24 protein-coding genes are annotated in these 17,601 nt (G+C 64.6%); 17 read left to right on the forward strand and 7 right to left on the reverse strand.

Annotated features, from left to right (window positions below; all coding sequences use genetic code 11):
• Positions 1-6 precede the first annotated feature (6 nt).
• On the forward strand, positions 7-2,316 hold the full coding sequence (locus HWX69_RS09745; protein WP_178916930.1) for a DEAD/DEAH box helicase: 2,310 nt from the start codon (positions 7-9) through the stop codon (positions 2,314-2,316).
• Here the strand turns inward: HWX69_RS09745 and HWX69_RS09750 are convergent.
• From HWX69_RS09750 to HWX69_RS09765, 4 genes are all read right to left on the reverse strand, one after another.
• Positions 2,313-3,488 (reverse strand): HD domain-containing protein, encoded by a 1,176-nt coding sequence (locus tag HWX69_RS09750; protein ID WP_178916931.1) that lies wholly within the window; start codon positions 3,486-3,488, stop codon positions 2,313-2,315. The genes HWX69_RS09745 and HWX69_RS09750 overlap by 4 nt on opposite strands.
• A 31-nt stretch (positions 3,489-3,519) precedes the next feature.
• The gene (locus HWX69_RS09755) at positions 3,520-4,020 is read right to left on the reverse strand and encodes a P-loop nucleotide/nucleoside kinase family protein (RefSeq protein WP_178916932.1); all 501 of its coding nucleotides are present in this window, start codon (positions 4,018-4,020) and stop codon (positions 3,520-3,522) included.
• Positions 4,021-4,188: 168 nt separating this feature from the next.
• A complete protein-coding gene (locus tag HWX69_RS09760; protein WP_178916933.1) occupies positions 4,189-5,229 on the reverse strand; it encodes a tyrosine-type recombinase/integrase in 1,041 nt (346 codons plus the stop codon).
• Positions 5,219-5,638: a DUF5805 domain-containing protein gene (locus HWX69_RS09765; RefSeq protein ID WP_178916934.1), complete on the reverse strand. Its 420-nt coding sequence runs from the start codon at positions 5,636-5,638 to the stop codon at positions 5,219-5,221. The genes HWX69_RS09760 and HWX69_RS09765 overlap by 11 nt, the downstream gene beginning before the upstream one ends.
• 238 nt (positions 5,639-5,876) lie before the next feature.
• Here HWX69_RS09765 and HWX69_RS09770 point away from each other — a divergent pair, with 238 nt between their 5' ends.
• On the forward strand, positions 5,877-6,140 hold the full coding sequence (locus HWX69_RS09770; protein ID WP_178916935.1) for a hypothetical protein: 264 nt from the start codon (positions 5,877-5,879) through the stop codon (positions 6,138-6,140).
• 132 nt (positions 6,141-6,272) lie between these two features.
• On the opposite strand, the gene HWX69_RS09775 is transcribed toward HWX69_RS09770, so the two are convergent.
• Positions 6,273-6,662 carry a DUF7124 domain-containing protein gene (locus tag HWX69_RS09775; RefSeq protein WP_178916936.1) on the reverse strand — a complete coding sequence of 130 codons (390 nt, stop codon included), beginning with the start codon at positions 6,660-6,662 and terminating at the stop codon, positions 6,273-6,275.
• Between the two features lie 191 nt (positions 6,663-6,853).
• On the opposite strand from HWX69_RS09775, the gene HWX69_RS09780 reads away from it, so the two are divergent.
• On the forward strand, positions 6,854-7,048 hold the full coding sequence (locus HWX69_RS09780) for a hypothetical protein (protein ID WP_178916937.1): 195 nt from the start codon (positions 6,854-6,856) through the stop codon (positions 7,046-7,048).
• A gap of 96 nt (positions 7,049-7,144) precedes the next feature.
• Here the strand turns inward: HWX69_RS09780 and HWX69_RS09785 are convergent, their stop codons facing one another.
• Positions 7,145-8,305 (reverse strand): ABC transporter ATP-binding protein, encoded by a 1,161-nt coding sequence (locus HWX69_RS09785; RefSeq protein WP_178916938.1) that lies wholly within the window; start codon positions 8,303-8,305, stop codon positions 7,145-7,147.
• A 301-nt stretch (positions 8,306-8,606) separates the two neighbouring features.
• On the opposite strand from HWX69_RS09785, the gene HWX69_RS09790 reads away from it, so the two are divergent.
• From HWX69_RS09790 to HWX69_RS09800, 3 genes are all read left to right on the forward strand, one after another.
• A complete protein-coding gene (locus tag HWX69_RS09790) occupies positions 8,607-9,350 on the forward strand; it encodes a beta-ketoacyl-ACP reductase (RefSeq protein ID WP_178916939.1) in 744 nt (247 codons plus the stop codon).
• Positions 9,351-9,422: 72 nt separating this feature from the next.
• Positions 9,423-10,577, forward strand: coding sequence for a thiolase family protein (locus tag HWX69_RS09795; RefSeq protein ID WP_178916940.1), 1,155 nt, complete (start codon positions 9,423-9,425; stop codon positions 10,575-10,577).
• Positions 10,574-10,933, forward strand: coding sequence for an OB-fold domain-containing protein (locus HWX69_RS09800; RefSeq protein WP_178916941.1), 360 nt, complete (start codon positions 10,574-10,576; stop codon positions 10,931-10,933). The genes HWX69_RS09795 and HWX69_RS09800 overlap by 4 nt, the downstream gene beginning before the upstream one ends.
• On the opposite strand, the gene HWX69_RS09805 is transcribed toward HWX69_RS09800, so the two are convergent.
• Positions 10,912-11,538, reverse strand: a complete 627-nt coding sequence (locus tag HWX69_RS09805) for a DUF7547 family protein (protein WP_178916942.1) — start codon at positions 11,536-11,538, stop codon at positions 10,912-10,914. The two genes, HWX69_RS09800 and HWX69_RS09805, sit on opposite strands and share 22 nt — an antisense overlap.
• A gap of 143 nt (positions 11,539-11,681) precedes the next feature.
• On the opposite strand from HWX69_RS09805, the gene HWX69_RS09810 reads away from it, so the two are divergent.
• The 11 genes from HWX69_RS09810 to HWX69_RS09860 all read left to right on the forward strand — a co-directional run bounded on the left by HWX69_RS09810 (position 11,682) and on the right by HWX69_RS09860 (position 17,573).
• Positions 11,682-12,293 (forward strand): DUF7504 family protein, encoded by a 612-nt coding sequence (locus HWX69_RS09810; RefSeq protein ID WP_178916943.1) that lies wholly within the window; start codon positions 11,682-11,684, stop codon positions 12,291-12,293.
• Positions 12,294-12,336: 43 nt separating this feature from the next.
• Positions 12,337-12,477: a hypothetical protein gene (locus tag HWX69_RS09815; protein ID WP_178916944.1), complete on the forward strand. Its 141-nt coding sequence runs from the start codon at positions 12,337-12,339 to the stop codon at positions 12,475-12,477.
• 249 nt (positions 12,478-12,726) lie between these two features.
• A complete protein-coding gene (gene rpl7ae, locus HWX69_RS09820) occupies positions 12,727-13,089 on the forward strand; it encodes a 50S ribosomal protein L7Ae (RefSeq protein WP_156710292.1) in 363 nt (120 codons plus the stop codon).
• 10 nt (positions 13,090-13,099) lie between these two features.
• Positions 13,100-13,324, forward strand: a complete 225-nt coding sequence (locus HWX69_RS09825; protein WP_156710291.1) for a 30S ribosomal protein S28e — start codon at positions 13,100-13,102, stop codon at positions 13,322-13,324.
• A gap of 3 nt (positions 13,325-13,327) precedes the next feature.
• Positions 13,328-13,729: a 50S ribosomal protein L24e gene (locus tag HWX69_RS09830; protein ID WP_178916945.1), complete on the forward strand. Its 402-nt coding sequence runs from the start codon at positions 13,328-13,330 to the stop codon at positions 13,727-13,729.
• On the forward strand, positions 13,730-14,191 hold the full coding sequence (gene ndk, locus HWX69_RS09835) for a nucleoside-diphosphate kinase (RefSeq protein ID WP_156710289.1): 462 nt from the start codon (positions 13,730-13,732) through the stop codon (positions 14,189-14,191). It abuts the gene before it with no gap.
• Positions 14,192-14,354: 163 nt separating this feature from the next.
• Positions 14,355-16,094 (forward strand): aldehyde ferredoxin oxidoreductase family protein, encoded by a 1,740-nt coding sequence (locus HWX69_RS09840; RefSeq protein WP_178916946.1) that lies wholly within the window; start codon positions 14,355-14,357, stop codon positions 16,092-16,094.
• Positions 16,087-16,800, forward strand: a complete 714-nt coding sequence (locus HWX69_RS09845) for a DUF7124 domain-containing protein (protein WP_178916947.1) — start codon at positions 16,087-16,089, stop codon at positions 16,798-16,800. Before HWX69_RS09840 ends, HWX69_RS09845 begins: the two co-directional genes overlap by 8 nt.
• A 43-nt stretch (positions 16,801-16,843) precedes the next feature.
• The gene (locus HWX69_RS09850; RefSeq protein WP_178916948.1) at positions 16,844-17,098 is read left to right on the forward strand and encodes a hypothetical protein; all 255 of its coding nucleotides are present in this window, start codon (positions 16,844-16,846) and stop codon (positions 17,096-17,098) included.
• Positions 17,095-17,241 (forward strand): hypothetical protein, encoded by a 147-nt coding sequence (locus HWX69_RS09855; RefSeq protein ID WP_178916949.1) that lies wholly within the window; start codon positions 17,095-17,097, stop codon positions 17,239-17,241. The genes HWX69_RS09850 and HWX69_RS09855 overlap by 4 nt, the downstream gene beginning before the upstream one ends.
• Complete coding sequence (locus tag HWX69_RS09860; RefSeq protein ID WP_246286499.1) at positions 17,238-17,573, forward strand: hypothetical protein; 336 nt, start codon at positions 17,238-17,240, stop codon at positions 17,571-17,573. Before HWX69_RS09855 ends, HWX69_RS09860 begins: the two co-directional genes overlap by 4 nt.
• Positions 17,574-17,601 lie beyond the last annotated feature (28 nt).

Below are 17,601 nucleotides of genomic sequence, written 5' to 3' on the forward strand. Positions count from 1 at the left end.
GAGCCTGTGGAGGAAACCGTCGCCTGGCTTCGGGAGCGCCCGTACTACGAGGGACAGATATGCACCCACGAGACGCTCGATCTCTCCGAGGCAGTATTCGCGGATATCGACCTTCCGACGCGTCTCCGAGAGGCACTCGAAACCCGCGGTATCGACCGCCTCTACGGCCACCAGGCGAGGGCAATCGAGGCGGTCCGAGACGGCGACGACGTCGTCCTCGCGACGGAGACGGCGAGCGGTAAGAGCCTCGCCTACACCGTTCCGGCCTTCGAGCGGGCGATGGACGACCGCGCGACGACGCTGTACCTCGCCCCGCAGGTCGCACTCATCAACGACCAGACCGAGTCGCTGTCGGCGCTGGCCGACGACCTCGGCTTCGCCAGTGGCGTCACCGTCGAACAGTACACGGGCCGGCAATCCCGGAGTGAGAAGGCCGCGATTCGGGAGCGCCAGCCGACCGTGCTGTGCTGTACGCCGGATATGCTGCACTACGGGCTTCTCCCGCACGCCCGCCGGCTGTGGAAGTGGTTCTTCGAGCGGCTCGAAACCGTCGTCGTCGACGAAGTCCACGAGTATCGCGGCGTGTTCGGCAGTCACGTCTCCCTGGTGTTCCGACGGCTCGCTCGCCTGTGTTCGGAGTTCGGTTCGGACCCGGAGTTCGTCTGCTGTTCGGCGACCATCGGCAACCCAATCGAGCACGCGGCGACGGTGACCGGACGGGACCCCGACGGCATCCGACTGGTCGACAGCGACGACAGCGAGTCGGGGTCGACCCACTGGCTGTTGTGGAACCCCCCGGAGTACGGCGACGGCGAGTCGTGGGGGAGCGGCCGGCGCAAGTCGAGTCACACCGAGGCTGAACGGCTGTTCTGTGATTTGGTCTCGGAGGGCCATCAGACGCTGGTGTTCACCGGCTCCAGACAGACCGCCGAACGCTACGCCACCGAAAGCGCGGGCACGCTTCGCGACCGCGGGGCGTACGACCTCGCCGACGGTGTGGCGGCGTATCAGGCCGCGCTGTCGGACGACCGCCGACGCGAGATAGAGCGTGGACTCGACTCTGGGGCGATACGCGGCGTCTGGAGTACGAACGCCCTCGAGTTGGGCGTCGATATCGGCGGTCTCGACGCCGTCATCCTCGACGGTTATCCGGGGACGCGGATGGCGGCGTTCCAGCAGGGCGGCCGTGCCGGACGTGGGGCCGACCCCTCCCTCGTCGCCTTGGTGGCCGGCGAGGACCAACTCGACCAGTACCTGATGTCCAATCCCAAGTCCTTCTTCGAGGGGGACCCGGAGAAAGCAGTCACCAACCCCGAAAACGACCGAATCATGCCCGCCCACGTCAGGTCTGCGGCCGACGAGTCGTGGCTCCGGCCCGACGACGACCGGTACTTCGGGTCGCGGTTTCCCGAAGTGGTCGCCGACCTCACCGACGATGGGTTGCTCTCGCGCCGCGAGACGAGCGAGGGCGTCCGGTGGCTGAACGACGGCTCCAGCCCCCAGTACGACACCAGCCTCCGGGCTATAGACGACCGGCAGGTCCAACTGCGCGGCCCCGACGGCGAGACGTTGGCCGAGTTGGCCTTCGACGACGCGCTGCGGGACGCTCATCCCGGAGCCATCTACCACCACCAGGGACGAAGTTACGAGGTGACCGACCTGGATTTGCGGGCGAACGTGGCGCAACTCCAGCCGACGTGGGCGGATTACTTCACCCGCGTACTCCACGAGAAGGCCATCACGGTCGAGGAGGACCTCCAAGAGCGGACGCTTCCGGCACGCGATGACGTGACCGTCCGGTTCGCCGAGGTGGAGATGCGCAAGCAGATAACCGGGTTCCAGCGCTTCGACGCTTCGAGTGGCGAACCGATGGGGAGTGAGGAACTCGACCTCCCGGAGACGAGTCTTCGAACCCGGGCGCTGTACTTCGCGGTGCCGCCGGACCTCGAGATGGCACTCGTTGAGGGTGGTGACCTCCCGGGCGGCATCCACGCTGCCGAACACGCGATGATATCGATGTTCCCGACGGCGGTGCTGTGTGACCGTCGGGACGTGGGCGGGCTGTCGACGCCGCTGCATCCACGGACCGACGCGCCGACGATATTCGTCTACGACGGCTATCCCGGTGGGGTCGCTCTGGCGAAGACCGGCTACGGGGACATCGACGGCCTGTTGGAGACGACACAGGAGATGCTCGCCGGTTGTCCCTGTGAGGGCGGCTGTCCGAGTTGTGTCCAGTCACCCCATTGTGGCAACGCCAACGACCCACTCGACAAACGACTCGCGAAGCGGCTGCTCGATGGGCTACTCGATTAGGGTGACGGGTCGGCGTCGATGCCGAGAACGGTCGTCGCGGCCTCACGAACGGGTTCGACCGACTCCGACGGCGTGTAGACGCCGAGTCGCCACAGTTCGCGGGCGCAGGCGTCCAATCCCGAAACGAGCGCCGACCGCTCTTCGAGGGGCGTCGGCCGACCGTCGACGAGGATTCGAGCTCTCGATTCGGGTGAACTCGGCACCGCCGGGCTGTCGACGATGACGGCGCCGGAATCGACGCCCGCAGCGGCCGCGATGTCGGCTTCGAGGTCCCGGGTGTCGTCGTAGTCCAATGCCCCGAACTGTTCGGGGGCAGCGTCTCGACGGACCCAGACGGCGCGTTTGTACAGTTGCCGCTGGCGAATGCGGGTCGACAGTTCCGCCGTCGGGTCGTGGTCGCCCATCGTCGCCAGCAGTTCCGCGTCCGTCAGGCGGGCGAACCGTTTCGGCGAGACGACGCCGTCGGTCAGGAGTTGCTCGCTGCCCCGGTCGAGCATCGTCCCGGCGATTCGGGAGACGTGGTGTCGGTACACCGTCGCGTTCATCAGCGTCCGTGCGATGAGGGTGCTTTCGGCGGTGGCGATGTCGCTGCCGTCCAACACGAGTTCCCCGTCGACGACCCGGAGAGAGCGAACGAGTCTGTCGTGGTCGATAGTGCCGTAGGGAACGCCGGTGTGGTGGGCGTCGCGGACGAGATAATCCATGCGGTCGACGTCGAGCGGCCCCGAGACGAGGTCACCCAGCGGCCCGCCGCCGTCGACGGTTTCGGCGACCGACTTTGGGTCGAGTCCACGGGATTCGATGGCATCGCCCAATTCGGTGTCGGAGAGCAACCACTCGATTTCGTCGTGGTGGCGGCCAAGGTGGCGTTCGATGGCGGCCTCGGTCTGGTGGCCGAAGGGGCCGTGGCCGGCGTCGTGGACGAGGGCGGCGATTCGCAGCCGCCGAGCGAGGTCGTCCTCCACGTCGAGTTTCTCGACGGCTTTCGAGGCGAGGTGATAGACGCCGAGGGAGTGTTCGAAGCGGGTGTGGTTGGCGGAGGGATAGACCAACTGGACGGTGCTCAACTGCCTGACGTACCGAAGTCGCTGCATCGGTTCGGTGTCCAGAATCGCCTCCGCGTCGGGGCTGAGTTCGATGTAGCCGTGAACGCTGTCCTTGATTGCCGTCATCGGCTTCCCCCGGTGATTGTGGGTCGGCAGTTCACAGGAGCGCCTCCTCGAGTGCGGCTTCCATCTCGGCTACGCTTCCCGAGTTGTCGATTTCGACGTGCTCACGTTCGAGGCTATCGAAGCGCTCCTTCTGCTGGAGATACGTCTCGAAGGTGGCGTCGCTGACGGTGTCGTTCCGTGCTTCCATGCGGCGCTTGACGACGTTGTCCCGGCAGGTCACGCGGACGAACGTACAGTCGGCGTCCGTCCGCTCGGCGAGGTCGGCGGCTGCCGCTCGGTACCGCTCGGAACTGAAGGTGGCGTCGAGGACGACGCTTCCCCCGGCTTCCAACTCCGACTGAGCGCGGTCGAGCAACGCCTCGTAGGTACGTTCGGTTTCGGCGTCGTCGTAGGTCGGGTCGTCGAACAGTTCCTTTCGAACCTCGTCGCTCCGGTAGCGCTCGGCGGAGCACGCCTCGGCGACGTACTTCGAGGCGGTCGACTTGCCGACCCCCGACAGTCCGCAGAAGACGATAAGTCTCGGGCGGTCCATACCGCCGAATCCGGCGTTCAGCTACTAAACCGCCGGGGTTTGGGGGCGTTACGTGTGTCGCAACCTCTGTCAATTTGATATAGCAATATGTGATTTATGAGGTCGCTGCCGAACAAGATTGTGTCGTTCATATCGGCCAAAATACGCGGTCGGCGGCGAAAAGACGGGCTACAGGAGGTCGTAGACGTTGGCTTCGTACACCTCTCGGACGCGGTCGCCCCAGTTGTGGGTGTAAGTGTCGATGATGTCCGTGGCTACGTCCCCGCGGAGGTACTTCACGACGCCTCTGTCGCCCGTTCTATCGCGGAGATGCGTGGTGAAGAAGTGCCGAAAGTAGTGTGGCGTGACGTTCTCCGAGGCGTCGCCACCTTCTCGGTACCAGCCCCGTCTTCCGGCCTGCTCGGCGACGATGGCCCGGACCATCGACGGCGTCGCCCGCTTGCCCCACTCGCTCGTCGAACAAAAGAGCGGCTCCGCCGTGGATTGTGTGTCCGGCCGAATCGCCAGCCACGCCTTCAGGAGGCGCTTTAGCTCCCCGTCGACCGGAATGACGGTGTCTCGCTTCCGTTTGTTCGATGCCGTTCGCTTCTCACCGTTGTATGTCGCTCCCTTCGCGGGGTCGCTTGCGACGTACAGAGAGTCCGGGCGGCCGTCTAACGCGCCGCGGTGGTCGATTCGATAGGCCGCCTGCACCTCCGAATCGTCGAGGTGTATGTCACGTAAATCGAGGTTACAGCACTCTCCTACGCGGATTCCGGTCTTCAGAAGCGTGCCAACGAGTGCGCGCTCGTAGGGGTGGCGGATGTCCGCGAAGAACGACCGCATCTGGGGGATGGAGATCTCTCGGCGGGCAGGATCGGTATCGATTGACTCGTCCATCTCCTCGGTGACCAGCGCCATCGGGTTTGAATCGAAAGCTCCGACCTGCGTCATGTAGGCGTAAAACCGGTGGACGTAGGAGGCGTACGACGCCACGGTGCTGTCGGCGTGTTCGCCCCGAAGCGAGTGGACCCACGCCATACACTCCCGTTGTGTCGCCGTCGGAAGGGTCGTCCCCCGCTCACTGACGACGAACGACTCGAAATCCCGCAAGACGCGTTCGTAGGCCGCCTTCGTCCGGTCGGTCCGGCCGTGGAAGGTCATGTCCTGGAGGAAGTACGCGACGGGGTCGTCGGGTGTCGTCGTTCCGCTACGGTCGTCAACGCCCATCGTCCACCACCGTGTACCCGCCGTGGCGGCCACTGTATCGAATTCGGTCCTCTGACTGGAGTTCGTCGAGTGTCTCTTCGAGTCGCTCCTCGATGTCGTCGGTGACGCCGGCGAGCAACAGCTCCCAATCCGCGAACGCTTCGTCGCGAAGCACCTCGAGAACGCGGTCTTTCAAGCCCTCTCCCCCAGGGGTAGCGTCCGGAGAACGGGCTTCGACGGAGTTACTCGAGTTGGTATTTAAAGAATCTCCTTCAGTATTTAAATCGAAGCTTCGCCGACCGGCCTGAATCATCGTTCGAACGTACTCGGCCTGACTCATGTCGAGTTCGTCGGCTTCCTCGCGCCACCGCTCCCGTTGGGTCGACGACACGTAGGTCTGCACCGAGACGCGTTCGCCTTCGCTGCTCATAGCGGGGCCACGAACCCCTTCCACATCAAAGTACGTCAGACACACCGATAAGGGCCTTTATCAACGAATATGCGCCCTTAATCGGTGGCATCATCGCTGATTATCGTCGAATCTGGGTTGAATTTTCCCAGTGTGATTTAGATAAACCGATAATTAATTCTAAATATGTGTCGATCCAGAGGACAGAATATGTGGTCGCTTCCCGGCGTGGCTCGTTTCGAGAGCTACGCCTCGAGGTGTGGTCGAGTTGGACGTCTCTCCAACCGGTGGCGAGTGGTGGAAACTGGTGGTGTTGTCGGGTGTCTCTAATTCGCCGCCTCGCCTCGAGATGTTTGGTATCTTCGGGCCACACGGGCGACTGTATGGCGTGTTCGTACTGTTGTTTCTGCTAGATGTCTGGCCGCACGACTCTTCTGAGCCGCTGTATCGGCTGCTAAGGCGCTTGGTGGCTGAAGTGGGGGAATTGAGTGTCGTTCTCGAACTGTCGGTGTTCAATCGGTGATTGGAAATTAAATATATGATTAGTGTCATTATTGTCTGTGGTGCATCGAACTCATAAACTACATGCTGCTATATCTAATATCTCCACATCGGCCCACTCGTTCGGTGTCGGATTTCGGGCAAACTGACGGGGCTACGGCCAATCGTCGCGCTTGTGGGCGCTCGATTGTGATGGCGTCGACGGTGTTTCCTCGGCGAGTTCCCAACCGGCACGGTCGGCGGCGTCGCTCGTCGACCGGTGCTCCCATCCCTCGGGTGCGTCGGCCGTCGACTCGGCCACGAAAACGAATCGGTCGGTGTCGAAGTGCGCCAGCAGATGTTCGAGGGTCTCGGCTGCTGGCTCGACCGCGGGCTCGAAGTCGTTGCGGATGTGGTTGTCGCGAGTGAACTTCGTCAGAACGTGTGGCGGCCGGTCGGTAACGACACCGACGTGTTCGCTCCACTGACGAGCTTGGCGAACGGCGCCCTCGGGGTCGGCGAGACGACGGAGCGCCGAAAGCTCGAAGGCGAGGGTCAAACTCATGGATTCCTTTTTGCTCTTCGAGGGAATTGAGTGTTCGGCTCGACCCGCGGCAAAACAACCCACTATCATGAACATTTATTATAGATACTGCCGAACGGTGCAGTACGCGATGCACCCCAAACCCGTATCCCCGTAAGCCCCCTTCTCCCCGAGTTGCATCGCCGCTTGACCGCCTACGCATCACAAAACCCATGCAGACACCTGACACCAACGACGCGCCACTCGTTCCGTACACACCCGACCGCTCGACCGACGAAACAACCCGAATTGACGGTTCCGGAGGCAAGATTTCGCTACCGTACGACCGTCCACCGAAGACCGACCACGTGACGCCGTACACGCGCGGTGACGAGGAAATCGAACCGTTCGTCGCCGATCTCCGGTAGCGTCGGTGCGGTTCCAGGCTCGAATAGAGGTGAAGGGATTACGCCCAAACAGTAACCGCACGACAGATTTGTCCGTATTTCAGAAAAGCGGGTGAATCACTCCTCGACAGTTCCGCCATCGGCCATCTTCCGCTCACCGCGGGGGAACCACGCGAGTTCGTGGTCGGCGTCGAGGCTGACGAAGACCGGGTCGTCCAGCGACACCTCGTCGGCGTGGTTGTGCATACAGCCGACGACGTCCCCGGAGTCGAGCTCCACCCGGTACAGCACCGTCGGGCCGAGGTAGCGTCGGTGGACCACTTCGCCGTTGGCCGCTCCGGGTTCCGCACCGCGTGAGCGAACGTCGTCCGGCCGGACCATGAGGTCGATATCGGAGCCGACGTACTCCTCGGTGAGGCCGTTGACCTGCTCGAAGGGGATACAGCCGACGCCGGTGTCGACACAGTCCTCGCGCACGCGCCCGGAGACGAACGACGCGTGACCGAGGAATCCAGCTACGAACCGCGAGCGTGGCTGTTGGAACACCTTTTCAGGGGTTCCAACCTGTTCGAGACCACCCTCGCTCATCACGGCAACGCGGTCGGAGATGGACATCGCCTCCTCTTGGTCGTGTGTGACGGAGATGGCTGTGACGCCCGCCTCCTTGAGGATTTCCCGGACCTCCTCGCGCATCTCGACGCGGAGGTCCACGTCGAGATTCGAGAACGGTTCGTCAAGAAGGAGGAGACTCGGTTCGGGTGCCAGCGAGCGAGCGAGGGCAACGCGCTGCTGTTGGCCGCCGGAGAGTTCTTCGGGCGTCTTTTCGCCGTGTTCGGTGAGTCCGACGAGTTCCAGCAGTTCGTCGATTCGGCGTTCGCGCTCCGTCTCGGAGCGGTCCTGTATCCCGAACGCGATGTTCTCGCGGGCGTTCAGGTGTGGAAACAGGGCGAACTCCTGGAACACCACGCCCACGTCTCGGTCCTCCGGGGCCACGAACCGCTCTCCGGAAACCTGCTCGTCGCCGAGTCGGACGACTCCGCCGTCGGGACGTTCGAGGCCGGCGATGAGCCGGAGCGTCGTCGTCTTCCCACACCCGGAGGGGCCCAGAAGGGTGAGCAGTTCCCCCTCCCGGACCGTAAGTGAGAGGTCGTGAATCACCTCCGTCTCGCTGTAGGACTTCCGAACTCCCTCGAGTTCGAGAACCGTCGGACGCTCTCTCGATAGGTCGGTGGTGGCGTTTGCCGCGCCGGCCGTGAACTCCGCCGTTCCGCTAGACATCGGAGACACCTCCTCTCGTCATCGGCGCGTATGCACTCATTACATCGTATTGTTTAGGCAAGCCAAAAATACTTTCCGCTCCGCGCGCATCAAATATCGAATAGTTGTCAACTTCTCACCGCACGAAACGGGTCGGATAAACCTCATGCTCCGATACCGAATCACCAGCCAATCTTGATATTTTCAGGAAGTGTATAATGTCTCGTAGGGTAATCGTTAAACCAATCTGGAGTAGTAGTTGTCTTGAAGAAGCCGTGTAATAGAGGTTGTAACGATAAACTACGGGGGAGAATTCGAATTCATGACACTCGAAAACCGAACCTGCGTCGTCACGGGCGCATCGCGGGGTATCGGGCGGGCAATAGCCGAGGAGTTCGGTGACCACGGCGCGAACGTCGTCGTCAACTACCGCTCCTCCGAGGGGGAGGCACACGAGGTGGCGGAAGCCATCGAGGAATCCGGCGGCGCTGCGCTGCCGGTGCAAGCCGACGTGGCGGACGAAGCCGCAATCGAGGCGATGGCCGAAACGACGCGGGAGGCGTTCGGACCGGCAGATGTCCTCGTGAACAACGCCGGCGTCACCGTCGACAAGAAGTTCGAGAACATGAGTCGGGAGGATTGGAAACGGGTCGTGGAGGTGAACCTCGGTGGCGTGTTCAACGCGACGAACGCCTACTTCGAGGACATCAAGTCGGCCGACGACGGCCGACTCATCAATATTTCGTCGGTCGTCGGTCAGCAGGGCAATTACGGCCAGGCGAACTACGCGACGACGAAGTCGGGGCTGTTCGGCTTCACCCGGACGCTCGCGCTCGAATTGGCGTCCAACGGGTCGACGGCGAACTGCGTCGCCCCTGGATTCGTCGAGACGGACATGTTAGAGACCGTTCCCGAACGGGTCCAGGAGAAAATCCTCCAGCGGGTTCCCCTCGACCGGTTTGCGACTCCCGACGACGTGGCGGGTATCGTCCGCTTCGTCGCCAGCGAGGACGCCAGCTACATGACTGGCCAGATTCTCGCCGTCAACGGCGGCATGGAGTGGTAGGTCGTCGGCCGCCGTTCGTGGCGGCGCGTTCGCTCCCGAACGCTTAGGACAGTTCCGCCGTGAGTCGGAACTATGCCCGACGTTGCTGTCATTGGCGCCTCGATGACGAAGTTCGGACAGCGCGAGACGTGGGTGCGTGAACTGCTCGCCGAGGCCGGTGAAGCCTGCCTCGACGACGCGGGCGTCGCGCCCGACGCAGTCGAACACCTCTACGTCTCGAACATGGCAAGTGGCGAGTTCGAGGGACAGACCGGCGTCCCGAACGCCCTCGCCCACGACCTCGCGGCCGTTCCGGCGTACACCGCCCGCATCGACCAGACCTCGTCGTCCGGTGGCGCCGGCATCTATGCCGCCTGGCAGTCCATCGCCAGCGGAGCCAGCGACATGACCCTGCTCGTCGGCGGCGAGAAGATGACTCACCGCACGACCGGCGAAGCGACCGATGTCATCGCCTCGCTCACGCACCCCGTCGAGTACAAACAGGGCGTGACGTTGCCGTCCTTCGCCGGGCTCACGGCTCGACTGTACCTCTCGCAGTTCGACGCGCCCAGAGAGAGCCTCGCGAAGGTCGCGGTGAAGAACCACGCCAACGGCGCCCGCAATCCACACGCACAGTTCCAGAAGGAGATCGACGTCGAGACGGCCATGGAGTCCCCGATAGTCGCCGACCCGCTCCGCCTGTACGACTTCTGTCCCATCACGGACGGGTCGGCGGCGCTGCTGTTCTGTCCCGCAGAGATGGCCAGCGAGTACACCGACGAGTACGCCGTCGTCTCCGGCATCGGCGGCGCGACCGACACCCACGTCGTCCACGAGCGCGCCGACCCGACGACGATGGGCGCCGTCGTCGAGTCCGGCCGAGAAGCCTACGAGATGGCCGGCCTCGGCCCTGACGACGTTGACGTGGCGGAACTCCACGACATGTTCACTATCCTTGAGTTCCTCCAGATGGAGGGGCTGGATTTCGCACCCAAAGGCGAGGCCTGGAAGGAGATGGACCGCGGGACGACCGAACTGGACGGGGAATTACCCATCAACACCTCTGGCGGCCTGAAGTCGAAGGGACACCCGCTCGGCGCCTCCGGTGTCGCACAGGGCTACGAGATTTACAAACAGGTGACCGGTTCGGCCGGGGACCGGCAGGTCGACGCCGATGTGGGGTTGGCCTGCAACGTCGGTGGTTTCGGGAACTGTGTCACCACCGCGATTATGGAGGGTCGACGATGACGATGGAAGCCTATCGCTACGAGGACGGGTCGATAACGTACCCGGGACACCCCATCGGCCCGGACGGGAGCGAACCGGTCGACACCGTCGACCTCTCTTCGTACACCGCCGAAGTCGTGACGTGGACGACCTCCAACGCGACGCCGCCGGGCGTCCGCGAACCGAACCATCTCGCAATCGTGGAGTTCGACGTCGACGGCACGCCCGTGCGTGCGCTCGGACAACTCACGACCTGTGACGTCGACATCGGCGACGCAGTCGAACCGGTGTACTGCGAGGAATTGCGAGAGCCCGGGGCAGGCATCCGCGAACCCGATAGTCAGGCGTGGGACGGTTACCGGTTCGAGCCGGTCTGATTGTCTACTCCACCGTCAGCGTCGTTTTCCTCGTCGTCGATCTCGCGTTTTATCGACTCCAGTTCCGCGTCCACGTCGATACCGACGGCGTCGTCTTCTGATGCGTCCCGAACGGTGATGCCGACGCTGTCGTCGCCGCGTTCGCGCTCCGGTTCGGGGGTGTCGGTCGCCGCCGCCAGCCGGTCGTCGACTTCCTCGCGGAGCGAGCGGGCTTCCCCGAGTAGCCGCCGAATCTCGGGGTCGTCGGGCTGGCCGCCCGCAGCGGCGTCTTGAACCTCCGCGAGGGCGTCGTCGAGCCTTCGAAGCGTCGACCGACTCACCTCGGCGAGACGGTCGGTGCGTTCGTTCGAGTCGTCGAAGGCTCGTCCCTCGGCCAGTCGGATGGCGCCAGCGAGCAACTCGAGAACGCGAATGCTCGTCTCCAGCAGCGAAATCAGGGCTGGAATGGTGTACTGTTCGGTGAATCGAAACAGCTCTCCGGGCGTCGGCGGTCGGGGGAGGCCTCCCGGGCCACGCGGCGGCGATTGCAGTTCCTCCCGAAGTGCTTCGAGCGTGTCGGCGAGGTCCTCCGTGGCGGCTTTGAGCTCCCGTTCACGGTCGTTCATACGCGTGTGTCGGTGGCCGACGACCAAAACCCCGTGGGTGGCTGCAGATTCGGGACGACTCCGGTGGCGGCTCTGAAGGCTTCGTCGCTGAACACGACCGAACGTTTATACTCCTCGCGGACTTTTCTTCAGAGGATTAGGTAATGAAATTCGAATCGCCGCCGCCGTTCGACGCGGCAGTCGCAGAAACGCTTTCGGCGGTGAAACGGCGAGGCGGTTCGGTGCTCGTCGTGGGACCCTCCGAAGTGTCCCACACCGACATCTGTCGACGCTTCCTCGATGGCGAGGCCGAGGAGATAGCCGTTCGGACAGAGCGCTCCACCTCGGGTGGAAACACCGTCGATAGAGTCATCGAGCGCACGATTCCGACACGGAGCGTGTCGGCGAGCCGGTCAGCGGGAGAGAAGTCGCCGACGAGCGTCGACATCGAGTCGGTCAGCGAGGACCTCCGAACCGAGATGCGCGATGCCGCGGGCGAGGCGTCGTCGTTACGGGTGTGTTTCGATTCGCTTCGGCCGTTCGTCGATTCGGGAGCGGACCGACGACTCGCCGACGCGCTCGATGCGATTCGCTCGACCGCCCGCGAGACGGACGCCGTGGTCCACTTCCATCTCCCGGCGATGCAGGCGGCGGTGCCGTCGGCGCTGCTCGACGCCGTCGATTTGGTCGTCGAGGTGCGCCATCAGGGCGATGCCACGTACCAGCGCTGGCAGTTGGGGTCCGAGGAGCCGACGACCGAGTGGGTTACGGTTTAGGCCGACCAAAACATTTTAGCTACCTGGGCCACGAGAGTCGGTAATGGCAGCTACCTCCGAAGACGAGGACCAGCCGGTCGGACTCAAGGCACTCTGTACCTCGCCCGACAGGACGGTTTTCACCGAACCGGAAAACAACGACGGCTGGATAGCGACCGATTACACCGTCGACGTAGAACGGTAGGTCGGAGGAGCCGAGTGGTTACCAGTTCCTCCCGGGCGGCCTGCGTTCGGTTCGCACGGCCGAGCGAGTTCATAAGCGCTTTTATGCGGTGATGCAGTACGGGAGTGTACAGCCTACGCGGGGTTGTGATGCTCCTAGCCGGACAAGGACAAGCGCGCCCGTCGCGGGTGCGAGAACCGCGTCCCAATTCGGGACGCGTTCGACGGCGGGGGAGCGCGAGCCTGCGCGTGGGAGGAGCCAATACAAACAATGTCAGTGTACGTAGATTTCGACGTGCCGGCTGACCTCGAAGAGGACGCCCTCGAGGCCCTCGAGGTTGCCCGGGACACAGGTTCGGTAAAGAAAGGAACGAACGAGACCACCAAGGCAGTCGAGCGCGGGAACGCCCAGCTCGTCTTCGTCGCCGAGGACGTCAGCCCCGAGGAGGTCGTCATGCACCTCCCCGAACTCTCCGCCGAAAAGGAGATTCCCTACGTCTTCGTCGGCACGCAGGACGACGTCGGCCACGCCGCGGGTCTGGAGGTCGGCAGCGCGGCTGCCGCCATCGTCGATGCCGGCGACGCCGAAGGTGACGTCGAAGACATCGCCGAGAAAGTCGAGGAACTCCGGTAGGTGACCGAAGATGAGTGCTGAAAACGAAGGGGACGGCGCAACCCCTGCCGAAGTAATCGAAGTCGTCGGCAAGACCGGCATGCACGGTGAAGCCATGCAGGTCAAGTGCCGGATTCAGGAGGGCGAAAACCAGGGCCGAATCATCGCTCGGAACGTCCTCGGGCCGGTGCGTGTCGGCGACATCCTACAGCTTCGCGAGACGGCTCGCGAAGCCGACTCCATCGGAGGCCAGTAACCAATGCCACAGACGAAAGCATGTGACTACTGCGGGTCGGACATCGAACCCGGTTCGGGGACGATGTTCGTCGGTATCGACGGGTCCGTCACGCACTACTGTTCCGGAAAGTGCGAGAAGAACGCCGACCTCGGCCGCGAGCCGCGCGACCTCGAGTGGACCGAGACGGCACGTGCGGAGGGACAGGAGGCGGAGGCCGAACCCGAAGCCGAACCGGACGCGGAATCCGAGGAGGACGCCGAGGCAACGACCCCCGACCTCGAAGCCGCCGAGAGCGAATCGGCGGCCGACGAGGAGTCGGCGGAACCCGACGCGGCTGACGAGGCCGAGGAACCCGAAGCGGCCGACGAAGGCGAGGAGGCCTCCGGCGACGACGATGCCGACGAAGAGGAGGCCGAAGCGTAGATGAGCGACCACGAGCGCACGTTCGTCATGGTCAAGCCCGACGGCGTCCACCGCGGACTCATCGGCGAAATCGTCTCCCGCTTCGAGGACCGCGGACTCAAGATGGTCGCGGGCAAGTTCATGCAGTTGAGCGACGACCACGCCCGCGAGCACTACGCGGATCTCTCGGAGGAGCCGTTCTTCGAGGGCCTCGTCGAGTTCATCACCTCCGGCCCCGTCTTCGCGATGGTGTGGGAGGGACAGGACGCGGTCGCTCAGGTGCGGAACATGATGGGCGAGACCGACCCCGCCGAATCGCCGCCGGGCAGCATCCGCGGCGACTACGGCATCGATTTGGGTCGGAACGTCATCCACGGTTCGGACACCGAACCCGGCTCCGCCGAGCGCGAAATCGAGCTGTTCTTCGACGACGAGGAACTCATCGATTACGAGCGCAACGACGAAGCCTGGCTGTACGAGTAACGGCGTCATCGCGACGTTCCGCGTTTTCGTTTCTTCCGACTGATTCGGTCCACCAGCACCAGCCGTGTCACCGACGACGGCCGACGAGTGGGTTCCGACGGCGGGTCTCCGAGAGCCGTGACCGGCGGAAAGCTTAACCTCGTCTCCTTCTACGTGCTAACAGATGGCACGCCCTGCCCCGAATCGGCTGTTGCGCGTGGACCTCTCTTCGGGCAGCGTCGAGAGCGAACGCGTTCCGGAGGCGTGGCGACGGAAGTACGTCGGCGGGAAGGGATTGGGTGCTCGGTATCTCTACGAGGAACTGTCCCCGGGCGTGGACCCGCTGGGGCCCGAAAACGCCTTGCTGTTCATGCTGGGTCCGGTTTCGGGGCTCCTCCCCGGCGAGGACCGCTACGCCGCGGTGACGAAATCGCCGCTGACGGGGACGTTCCTCGACTCCTACGCCGGTGGCTCGTTCCCGACGACGCTCGCCGGTGCGCTCGGAGACCACCTCGGCGTTCTCGTGACCGGTGCGGCCGACGAGTTCGTCCGACTGGTCGTCGAAGCCGGCGACGCACGCATCGAGAGGGCCGACACCGCTGGCCTCGACGCCGCCGAGACGGCAAACGTCCACGACGGTGCGGTGGCGTGTATCGGCCCCGCCGGAGAGGCCGAGGTGGCGTATGCGACGATAGCCTCCGACGGCGCCGAACACCACGCCGGTCGAGGCGGTGCCGGCGCGGTGATGGGTTCGAAGTCGCTGAAGGCGGTCGTCGCCCGGGGGGACCCTCCGGAGGGGTTCCCGGACCTCCGTCGGCGCTACGCCGAGCGGTATCGGCGCGACGACACCGGCAAGTGGCAAGCCGCATCCGGCACCGTCGAGACGGTAGAGTTCGCCGACGAAACCGGAGTACTCGCTGCGCGAGGGTGGTCCGAGCGCGGCTTCGACGGCGCCGAAAGCGTCGGCGTCGGCGCCGTCCGGGCACGCACAATCGAGCGAGAGCACGACGGTCCGATTCCGGGCGGATTCCGAATCGAGACGGAGGCCGGTGACTCGGTGCCACGTGGTGCGACCGCCATGACGCTCGGAGCGGGACTCGCGCTGGACGACTTCGACGCCGTCGCCGAGTTGGGCGAGCGCTGCAACCGGCTCGGCCTCGACCTCATCTCCGCGGGCAACGCGGTGGCGTGGGCAGCCCGCGCCAGCGAATCGGGGTTGGTGGACGCCGACGTGCGTTTCGGCGACGCGGCGGGCGCCCGAGAGCTACTGGAAGCCGTGGCGACCCGTTCGACGCCGCTCGGTGACGCCCTGGCAGACGGCGTCGACGCCGCGGCCCGCGAGTACGGCGGCGGCGAGTTGGTGCCGACGGTCAAGGACATGGAACTTCCCGCCTACGACCCCCGCGGCGCCGCGAGCATGGCGCTCGCCTACGCGACGAGCGACCGTGGCGGGTGTCACCGCCGGGCCCGCCCGGTCGAAGAGGAGGCGTTCGACGGGCCGTGGAGTCCGGACCGAGTGGTCCGGTCGGTCGCCGCCGCACAGGACACCCGCTCGGTGCGGTGGTCGCTCGTCGCCGACGACTTCGTCGGCGAGGTGCTGGCCGACGACGGCGCCGAGTGGCTCGATTCGGTCGGTGCCCCCTACGACGACCTCGGTCGGACCGGCGAGCGCGTCTGGAACCTCGTTCGGCTGTTCAACGTCCGAGAGGGGTTCGACCGCGCCGACGACGCACTTCCCGAGGTCGTCGACCCCGAGGAGTTGTCGGTCGAGTTCGAGGCGACGCTCGACCGCTACTATGCGGCCCGCGGCTGGAGCGAAGCCGGCATCCCGGCCCAAGAGACGCTCGACCGACTGGACCTGCTCGAAGCGGTCGACGAGGAGACGCCTGTGGCGTCGAACCCCCTGACTCTCGACCATGACTGACGAAATCGACCTCGACGACATCGAGACCGAATCCGAATCGGAGTCCGGAAACGACGGTGACTGGCTCTGGCGCGACGATATCGACCAGTCCCCACCGGGTCCACCCGACTCCCCGGAAGCCGATACCGGGGCCGCTCGAAACGCGGACCGAAAGGACGAAAGCGTCGCTGCCGAGGAAGGTGGCTCCGGAGCGGTCCCACACGTCCCCCACGAGAACAAGGACAGGCCGGCGGGCATCCCCGTCGAAGGCGGCGGTTCCGGGGGTGGTGCCGGCCGGACTGCGGAAGCCGAGTCAGCACACCAGGAAACGTCGGAGGACGACCACCAGCAGGCGTCCGGTCCCCACGGCGGCGACGCCGACGACATGACGCTCGCGCTCACCTACGAAGCAGCGAAACGGCTGGCGAACCCCGCCTACGTTTTCGCGGACGCGGCGGAGTGGGCCGACTGGCTCGGGCTGGTCGGCGAGGTACCGGCCCACGTCATCAACCGGTTCCAGCGAGAACACACCATAGACGTGGATTTCTTCAGCGGAAGCGGAACCGGTCCCACCGAACGCCTCGCGGAGATAGACCGCCACTCGATGTTCTACGCCGAGCGGTTCGTTCTCGTCGGCGTCCCCGAGGAATCCGGGTGGGCGCCCGACGGCTGGGAGTTCCTCCCGCTGGAGGACGCCGCGGAGAAAGCCGACTGGCAGGTGGAGTAACCTTTTCATCCTCGGCCACACAACAGTCGTGTGGTGAGTTACCATGGGTCTCAGAACTGCGCTTCAACGGACGCGGTGGATAACGCTCGCGGCTCTCGCAGTCGCGATTTGGTCGGTCGTCGTCTGGTTCGAGGTGTTCGGATCGATAGAGTGGGCGTCGATGGACTACATCGGCCGGGCCGCCCCCAGTGGGGTCGTCGGGTTGGTCGTCCTCGGGGCCTTCCTCGCGTTGCTCGTCGTCCTGTTCGGCGAACTGGGCGAAGAAGAGCCGTCGCCGGAGAGTTGGCCACCCGAATGACGTACTTCGAGTGCACCGACTGCGGGCAGATGGGCAACTTCGCCCGGATGGAGCGGTCGGAACTCCGCCAGCAGTGTCCGGTGTGTGAGGAGGAAACCGTCTGGACGACCGCCTTCGAGGCCGAGGAGGGAGCGTCGTTTTGATATCCTTCGAGGTCAGCGACCGGCTGTACGACGCCGCCGAACAGTGGGGTGAGGCGCGTCTGGAGGACATCGACGACGCACTCGAGACCAAGGTCGAACAGGCGTTGTTGGAGGTCGAACACCTCGTCTCGGGGGCCCACGAGGTGACGTTCGAACTCGAGGGCAGAACCGTCCACCACGACCCGACCGACGAGTTGGCGGCGTTCCTCGAAACGCAGGCCGCCTCGGCCGACATCGAGGCCTCGGACGTACTCGCGATGTACGTCGACCTGTTCGCGCGGGTGTTCCTCGACGAGGCCGACCGACCGTCCAACGCACCGCCGACGGGGTAGCCCTCGACGGGACACCGCACAAAACTTA

Origin of the sequence: Natronomonas gomsonensis, assembly GCF_013391635.1 — an archaeon.
In the GTDB taxonomy this organism is placed as follows: domain Archaea; phylum Halobacteriota; class Halobacteria; order Halobacteriales; family Haloarculaceae; genus Natronomonas; species Natronomonas gomsonensis_A.

What these genes read in the sequence shown, in the direction of transcription:
- HWX69_RS09750 (WP_178916931.1), bottom strand. Translation starts at nt 3,488, where the DNA reads ATGACGGCAATCAAGGACAGCGTTCACGGCTACATCGAACTCAGCCCC.
- HWX69_RS09755 (WP_178916932.1), bottom strand. Translation starts at nt 4,020, where the DNA reads ATGGACCGCCCGAGACTTATCGTCTTCTGCGGACTGTCGGGGGTCGGC.
- HWX69_RS09760 (WP_178916933.1), bottom strand. Translation starts at nt 5,229, where the DNA reads ATGGGCGTTGACGACCGTAGCGGAACGACGACACCCGACGACCCCGTC.
- HWX69_RS09765 (WP_178916934.1), bottom strand. Translation starts at nt 5,638, where the DNA reads ATGAGCAGCGAAGGCGAACGCGTCTCGGTGCAGACCTACGTGTCGTCG.
- HWX69_RS09775 (WP_178916936.1), bottom strand. Translation starts at nt 6,662, where the DNA reads ATGAGTTTGACCCTCGCCTTCGAGCTTTCGGCGCTCCGTCGTCTCGCC.
- HWX69_RS09780 (WP_178916937.1), top strand. Translation starts at nt 6,854, where the DNA reads ATGCAGACACCTGACACCAACGACGCGCCACTCGTTCCGTACACACCC.
- HWX69_RS09785 (WP_178916938.1), bottom strand. Translation starts at nt 8,305, where the DNA reads ATGTCTAGCGGAACGGCGGAGTTCACGGCCGGCGCGGCAAACGCCACC.
- HWX69_RS09790 (WP_178916939.1), top strand. Translation starts at nt 8,607, where the DNA reads ATGACACTCGAAAACCGAACCTGCGTCGTCACGGGCGCATCGCGGGGT.
- HWX69_RS09795 (WP_178916940.1), top strand. Translation starts at nt 9,423, where the DNA reads ATGCCCGACGTTGCTGTCATTGGCGCCTCGATGACGAAGTTCGGACAG.
- HWX69_RS09800 (WP_178916941.1), top strand. Translation starts at nt 10,574, where the DNA reads ATGACGATGGAAGCCTATCGCTACGAGGACGGGTCGATAACGTACCCG.
- HWX69_RS09805 (WP_178916942.1), bottom strand. Translation starts at nt 11,538, where the DNA reads ATGAACGACCGTGAACGGGAGCTCAAAGCCGCCACGGAGGACCTCGCC.
- HWX69_RS09810 (WP_178916943.1), top strand. Translation starts at nt 11,682, where the DNA reads ATGAAATTCGAATCGCCGCCGCCGTTCGACGCGGCAGTCGCAGAAACG.
- HWX69_RS09815 (WP_178916944.1), top strand. Translation starts at nt 12,337, where the DNA reads ATGGCAGCTACCTCCGAAGACGAGGACCAGCCGGTCGGACTCAAGGCA.
- rpl7ae (WP_156710292.1), top strand. Translation starts at nt 12,727, where the DNA reads ATGTCAGTGTACGTAGATTTCGACGTGCCGGCTGACCTCGAAGAGGAC.
- HWX69_RS09825 (WP_156710291.1), top strand. Translation starts at nt 13,100, where the DNA reads ATGAGTGCTGAAAACGAAGGGGACGGCGCAACCCCTGCCGAAGTAATC.
- HWX69_RS09830 (WP_178916945.1), top strand. Translation starts at nt 13,328, where the DNA reads ATGCCACAGACGAAAGCATGTGACTACTGCGGGTCGGACATCGAACCC.
- ndk (WP_156710289.1), top strand. Translation starts at nt 13,730, where the DNA reads ATGAGCGACCACGAGCGCACGTTCGTCATGGTCAAGCCCGACGGCGTC.
- HWX69_RS09840 (WP_178916946.1), top strand. Translation starts at nt 14,355, where the DNA reads ATGGCACGCCCTGCCCCGAATCGGCTGTTGCGCGTGGACCTCTCTTCG.
- HWX69_RS09845 (WP_178916947.1), top strand. Translation starts at nt 16,087, where the DNA reads ATGACTGACGAAATCGACCTCGACGACATCGAGACCGAATCCGAATCG.
- HWX69_RS09850 (WP_178916948.1), top strand. Translation starts at nt 16,844, where the DNA reads ATGGGTCTCAGAACTGCGCTTCAACGGACGCGGTGGATAACGCTCGCG.
- HWX69_RS09855 (WP_178916949.1), top strand. Translation starts at nt 17,095, where the DNA reads ATGACGTACTTCGAGTGCACCGACTGCGGGCAGATGGGCAACTTCGCC.